Origin of the sequence: Komarekiella delphini-convector SJRDD-AB1, from assembly GCF_014831675.1 — a bacterium.
Taxonomy (GTDB): domain Bacteria; phylum Cyanobacteriota; class Cyanobacteriia; order Cyanobacteriales; family Nostocaceae; genus Komarekiella.
This window is the reverse complement of record NZ_VJXY01000123.1, coordinates 1-5,181: the sequence shown is the minus strand read 5'-3', so window position 1 is coordinate 5,181 and position 5,181 is coordinate 1. Positions and strand designations below refer to the sequence as shown.

General features: G+C 41.2%; 7 protein-coding genes. All 7 read left to right on the top strand.

Annotated elements, in window-relative coordinates:
• Positions 1-183 precede the first annotated feature (183 nt).
• The 7 genes from FNW02_RS37215 to FNW02_RS37185 all read left to right on the top strand — a co-directional run bounded on the left by FNW02_RS37215 (position 184) and on the right by FNW02_RS37185 (position 4,876).
• Complete coding sequence (locus FNW02_RS37215; RefSeq protein ID WP_225226279.1) at positions 184-474, top strand: hypothetical protein; 291 nt, start codon at positions 184-186, stop codon at positions 472-474.
• Positions 475-2,004 (top strand): hypothetical protein, encoded by a 1,530-nt coding sequence (locus FNW02_RS37210; RefSeq protein WP_191762475.1) that lies wholly within the window; start codon positions 475-477, stop codon positions 2,002-2,004.
• Positions 2,005-2,119: 115 nt separating this feature from the next.
• Positions 2,120-2,320 carry a hypothetical protein gene (locus tag FNW02_RS37205; RefSeq protein WP_191762474.1) on the top strand — a complete coding sequence of 67 codons (201 nt, stop codon included), beginning with the start codon at positions 2,120-2,122 and terminating at the stop codon, positions 2,318-2,320.
• Positions 2,313-2,630, top strand: coding sequence for a hypothetical protein (locus FNW02_RS37200; RefSeq protein ID WP_191762476.1), 318 nt, complete (start codon positions 2,313-2,315; stop codon positions 2,628-2,630). The genes FNW02_RS37205 and FNW02_RS37200 overlap by 8 nt, the downstream gene beginning before the upstream one ends.
• Complete coding sequence (locus tag FNW02_RS37195; protein ID WP_191762473.1) at positions 2,617-2,913, top strand: hypothetical protein; 297 nt, start codon at positions 2,617-2,619, stop codon at positions 2,911-2,913. Before FNW02_RS37200 ends, FNW02_RS37195 begins: the two co-directional genes overlap by 14 nt.
• 33 nt (positions 2,914-2,946) lie before the next feature.
• Positions 2,947-3,789, top strand: coding sequence for a BRO-N domain-containing protein (locus tag FNW02_RS37190; protein WP_191762472.1), 843 nt, complete (start codon positions 2,947-2,949; stop codon positions 3,787-3,789).
• Between the two features lie 454 nt (positions 3,790-4,243).
• Positions 4,244-4,876, top strand: a complete 633-nt coding sequence (locus FNW02_RS37185; protein WP_191762478.1) for a hypothetical protein — start codon at positions 4,244-4,246, stop codon at positions 4,874-4,876.
• Positions 4,877-5,181: the final 305 nt, after the last annotated feature.

Genomic DNA, 5,181 nt, shown 5'->3' with positions numbered 1-5,181 from the left:
TGAACCACGAGTCCGTAAACGCCGCCCAAAAGCTTACCCCTTAATGACCAAACCCCGGCATGAGTTACGCAAGCAATTGCAAACAGCTTAAACCACAAGTGTTTCGGCTTTTCTTAGTGCCATTCGGAAGGATATGAAAAGGCATTTGATGAAGTAGGGGATAGTTTCCGATTCTAGGAGGTAATGGTGGAAGTGAAGCTTTCTTATGTTGGCTATAGTGTGTGCGGTATAGGGCTATCGATGTTTATGGGATATCTATCAGTTGCCAGTCCCATTAGTCGCTTTGTGTTGTGGATTATTGGGATGGTCTGCATTTGCTGCATAGCTTTGGGTTTGTTCAACTTTGCAGGGCTTGTTGGTAAAGGGTATAGCTTCAATCGTAAGACATTCACGATTGGGTTAATCCCTGGAGTAATCTTTGCATTCATATTTCTGATGTTGGTTAGTGCAGGAGTTTCTTTGGGGGTGCGTTAAATGACGTTTGAATTAGAGAGAATAACATCAAGTCCTGTAATCAATGCAGAGCGAACTATTCTTTGTTCTTTGGGAGTATCAACGCTAATGTGCCTATCTGCTCCCTTTTTCTTAAACACTGACAAAGTGACAACCGGGATACTGCTTGGTGCTGGAACTGTGACTGCTGGTTTATTTGGAGTATCTGCCCAAATTAGTGAAAGCAAACAAAAGGTTTATCGTGCTTTAGAAGAGGCTGACTTAAAATCCTTGAAACAAACTTTGCAAGGAGAAGCAGCTTACGATTATGTAACCACAGCAATTGGGGCAAAGCGGCGTGTAGCAGATTTTGTAAATCGTCTACCTGTGCAAGAACGTCCTCGCTGGATTGCTGAGTATGGTTTACAAGGATTAGTAACGCTACCAGAACCACCAGCACGACAGTTGCCGCCCCGTCCTGGTATTCCCAATCCCGATATTGCTGACATTGATGAAGAGTCGGTACAGTCGGTAATCAACCCTGGTGCATTACAGGTTTTACAAACGTTTGCTGCCAATTATCCTGAATACATTCGTTTAGATGCTGCTTGGCTAGATGAATTGTGTGATGCAGCATCCAATCAGGATATGACCAAACGCAGTAACCATCATTTTTATTTGTCAGGGGGAACTCAATCAGGTAAATCCACTCTAGCAGGTATCATTATTAACAAGATTGCTGCCAAGTCTCAAGCTCCAGCAATTGTACTTGGTAGCGATCCCAAGGATGAAGTGACACGCTGGCTATGCAAGTTTACCCGCAAATTTGATGGCATGGCGGCATTATCTGGCTGGAGAACTTTTGCTACAGACCAGATTGACAAACAAAAAGCCAGAGTAGCTAAAGTTGGTGGTGATTGTCAGGGAGTCCCGGAATTATTTCTTGCCCAGGATGAAGTTGACAGTGTTTACGGTGGTGGCAAAGGACTTCCAGGAATGGTTGATGCTGACACTGCCAAAGACCTGCAAGGATTCTGGAACTACGTCATCAAGTTTACTGCTGGACTTAAAGGGCACGGGATATTCATGGGCCAGTCTCCTTTGTCTGGGGAAACAGGATTTAGTCGTCCATCCCTGAAAAATGTTTGTTTTATTGCAACAGGGCAAACATCCTCTTATATCCTTGAGCATCCCCAAGACTTTGTAAATGTCAACAAAGAGATTTTGGAGATGTTACGGCAAGCTTGCGAACTCTTGGATAAAGCTGGTGTGCGGTATGCCTTAGTAATTCCAACTCGCGGTAATCCTTTTGTAGCTTTGATTCCTGAATTTGACATCAAGGGAATGGAGCAAAAGCAGAACAAGATTGATTCTGGTAATACCACATCTACACAAAGTAACCCACCACAGAATATTGATTGGTATGAAGAAATTAGGAAATGGGCAACAGAGTTAGGCAGAAAACCTCAATATCAAGAGATTAAGCAGAAGTGGCAAGAGCTCACGGGGCAAGAATTAAACGAAAAAGGTGTGACTCTACTGCAAGAACTTCTTGGCTACCCAGAGGATTAGACTGGGATGCTCGATATGGCAACATCAAAAAGTACAAGAAGCAAGTAGCAATCGCACAAAAAAACTCACAGTAAATGTGTCGTTTGTTTAACTAGTTCGAGTGAAGAGATTCATCATGCTTACTACGGTAATGATGTTATTGGACAATCAATATTTCCGACATGCAATCGTTGTCATAGGGAAAATTGCCATAGTCCGACTAACTGGGTTAAAAGCCGTAGCGATCCAGTGTGAGGGAATCGTAATACAGACGAGTTTATCACAAGATTACGACTGGGATATCAATTACTTTATGGAGGTATTATTTGGTGATTAAGCTATTAATCAATTGTTTGCCTGATTCAGTTCTTGATTCTGTTAATGCTCTTTCATTAGCGGAGTTAGACAGACGAAAATTAATCATCTGGGCAGAAGATGTACCAGTAAGGGAAGCAGAAGATGAACACTTGGCATTTAATTTGGCTTCTCATTTTACTGAATTAACACCTGAGAATATGCCAGAGATTTTGAAAGCAATTGCTGAAATCTATACAAAATATGGTGATTGTTTGGCCTTCACCTATTTGATGGAATTATCGGCTGAATACTTTGGATTAATTGAAGAGGTAGAAAATGTACAACGATGATGATGACTTGAGTTTTGAAGAACAACTACAACTAACAGAATCACAAATAAGGCGACGGCATCAGCAACGAATTTTCATGCGAAGAAATGCTGAACTGTTACAACAAGAATTAGAGCTAGAAGCAGAATTACTTGAAGAAAATCCTGAACTTAACCAAGTAATTCATGAATTAAATACGCTAGAAATTCAGACTGGTCAGCAAGGATTAAAGGATGCTATTCAGGGTGAATCATCGCCCAAACATCGAAATGTGTGGGATAGTTTCTTTCCAGGATTGAAATAGGGTTAAAGGTCACACTAAAGGAGAATTAAAATTATGTCTGAACTCTCAGTTTTTGTATTCGAGTCTCAAAAAGTCCGGTTCGTTGGAACAGCAGACAAGCCTGAGTGGGTCGCTGCGGATGTGTGTGCAATTCTTGAAATCAAAAATGTCAGTGATGCGTTAACTTCTTTCGATGAAGACGAAAGGGGTATCGCTAATGTCTATACCCCTGGTGATGACAATCCTAAAGGACAGGAAATGCTTACTGTGACTGAAGCTGGGCTTTATCGCCTGATCTTTAAGTCCCGTAAACCAGTTGCAAAGCGTTTTCAAAGATGGGTTTTTCACCAGGTTCTTCCTTCCCTGCGCCGTACTGGCAAGTACGAAATACCCAATCCAAGTCAACAACAGAATACCAAACCCACCCTTGATGAACTCGTAAACTTTGGACAAAAGGTACTTGCTGACACAAGGCTTAGTCCAGAACTACAGACAATCACTATCCTTCGAGGTGTACAGGCGTTGTGTCCCGAAATTGCTCCGATGGCAAAGGAATTAGTCGGCGCGATTCAAGAAGTATCAGCAACTCCCGACAGACACTTGCCTCCAACTGAGCTTGGCAAAATTTACGCTGAACGTAACGGACTACCTAAACCCGTTAATCCAGTAGTCGTGAATCGGGTTTTGGAACAAGCTGGTTTACAACGCAAGGAAGTTCTAATTAAAACCGATACTACAGGTAAACAGAAGCGGAAAAACATTTGGCATTTGACGAATGAAGGCAAGCAATGGGGCACTGTAGTTTTCGATAAAGCTCGTACTCACGACAAAACTGTAGAGCATGTCCGGTGGTTGCCAGATGTTTTAGAGGTAATTGACCTGGACGTGGTAATTTGAAATGAGCTTACTGTTTTATAGGTTAAATCTTTGATTGGGTTTAACCTCTTTTTCCTCCAATCAATTAAAGAAAGTCCGCGTTTGCGGACTTATGCGGGTATGACCGTATCACCTTAGTCAGTGATAATCATGTAAATACAAAATGCATTTACATGACATATTTATTTTTGTAAACTTATTTCCCAAATACAAGCTTTTTCAGCAATCTGTTAAACATAATTGCTGGAATTGTATCTGGAAATATAACTACATAAAAAAGTCCGCAATAGCAGACTGTGTTTGGTAGAGTATTCTGCCGGGTCTACGACTCAGAACTTTCATCTAAGTTGTAGAATATATTTATTTTTAATGATTCTACCTGAAAAAGCAAGCTTTTCGGCTTAGATAATTAGACATAATTCATGAGATTATATCTGCTAAAGAACGAAAACTTAAACTCTAATCAGGAGAAACAATGGATACCTTAAAAGATTTCAATCACTTTGATGAGAGAGAGTACTTGGTCATTCAGACCTACCCGCGTGATCTAAGGTTGAGAATCACCAAACGAAGTTTTGATTACAAATCGGCTAAGATCTGCGAAAGTATTGAAAATCTGGCTCACGACTATACATTTTTCGCCTTAAGAATTTCCCACGACTCCAAACTGTGGACAGTAGATTTCGAGGGCAACCCTGAAAGTCTTTCTCTGGAGCAAGATTGGAAGATTGCTGAAAAATACTTCCAGCCCTGTTGCGCTAATGTTGAATGTGGGCTAAATGTCTGCCAATGCAGCTATCCTTACTTTTCGACAATAAGAACTGATATTAGTAGTGACGGAGAATATAACAGTCACTTACGACTTGAGACTTGTTTAGTAGATGACAATTCAAGACAAATAGACCACTGCCCAAATTGTAATTGTGCGTTAATCGTGGAATTTGATGAGGATGAGGATGAGGATGAGTTAAATGATGAAGAATCAACACCAATAGCTTGCATTGGTTGCCAGAATTATCACGGGCAGTACTATGGTGGTAATATGCTAGTCTGCGGCATACACGCGCGAGGATGGGATGGCGAGAACTGCCCGGATTATCAACAATAGTATGTTTGCTCCCACAAGCGTGGACAGTTGGACTATAGCGGTAGTGTAACTTCGTTATCTGCACAAATCCCTTTAACAGCGCCGCTTTTTATGACTAATATCAGGTTGATAAACATCAACTTTGATTTGAACTATAACTAAAAAGCTCATCGTTATTTCATGACAACCTCTTAGATGTGAATGGCACTAAGAAAAGCCGAAACACTTGTGGTTTAAGCTGTTTGCAATTGCTTGCGTAACTCATGCCGGGGTTTGGTCATTAAGGGGTAAGCTTTTGGGCGGCGTTTACGGACTCGTGGTTCACT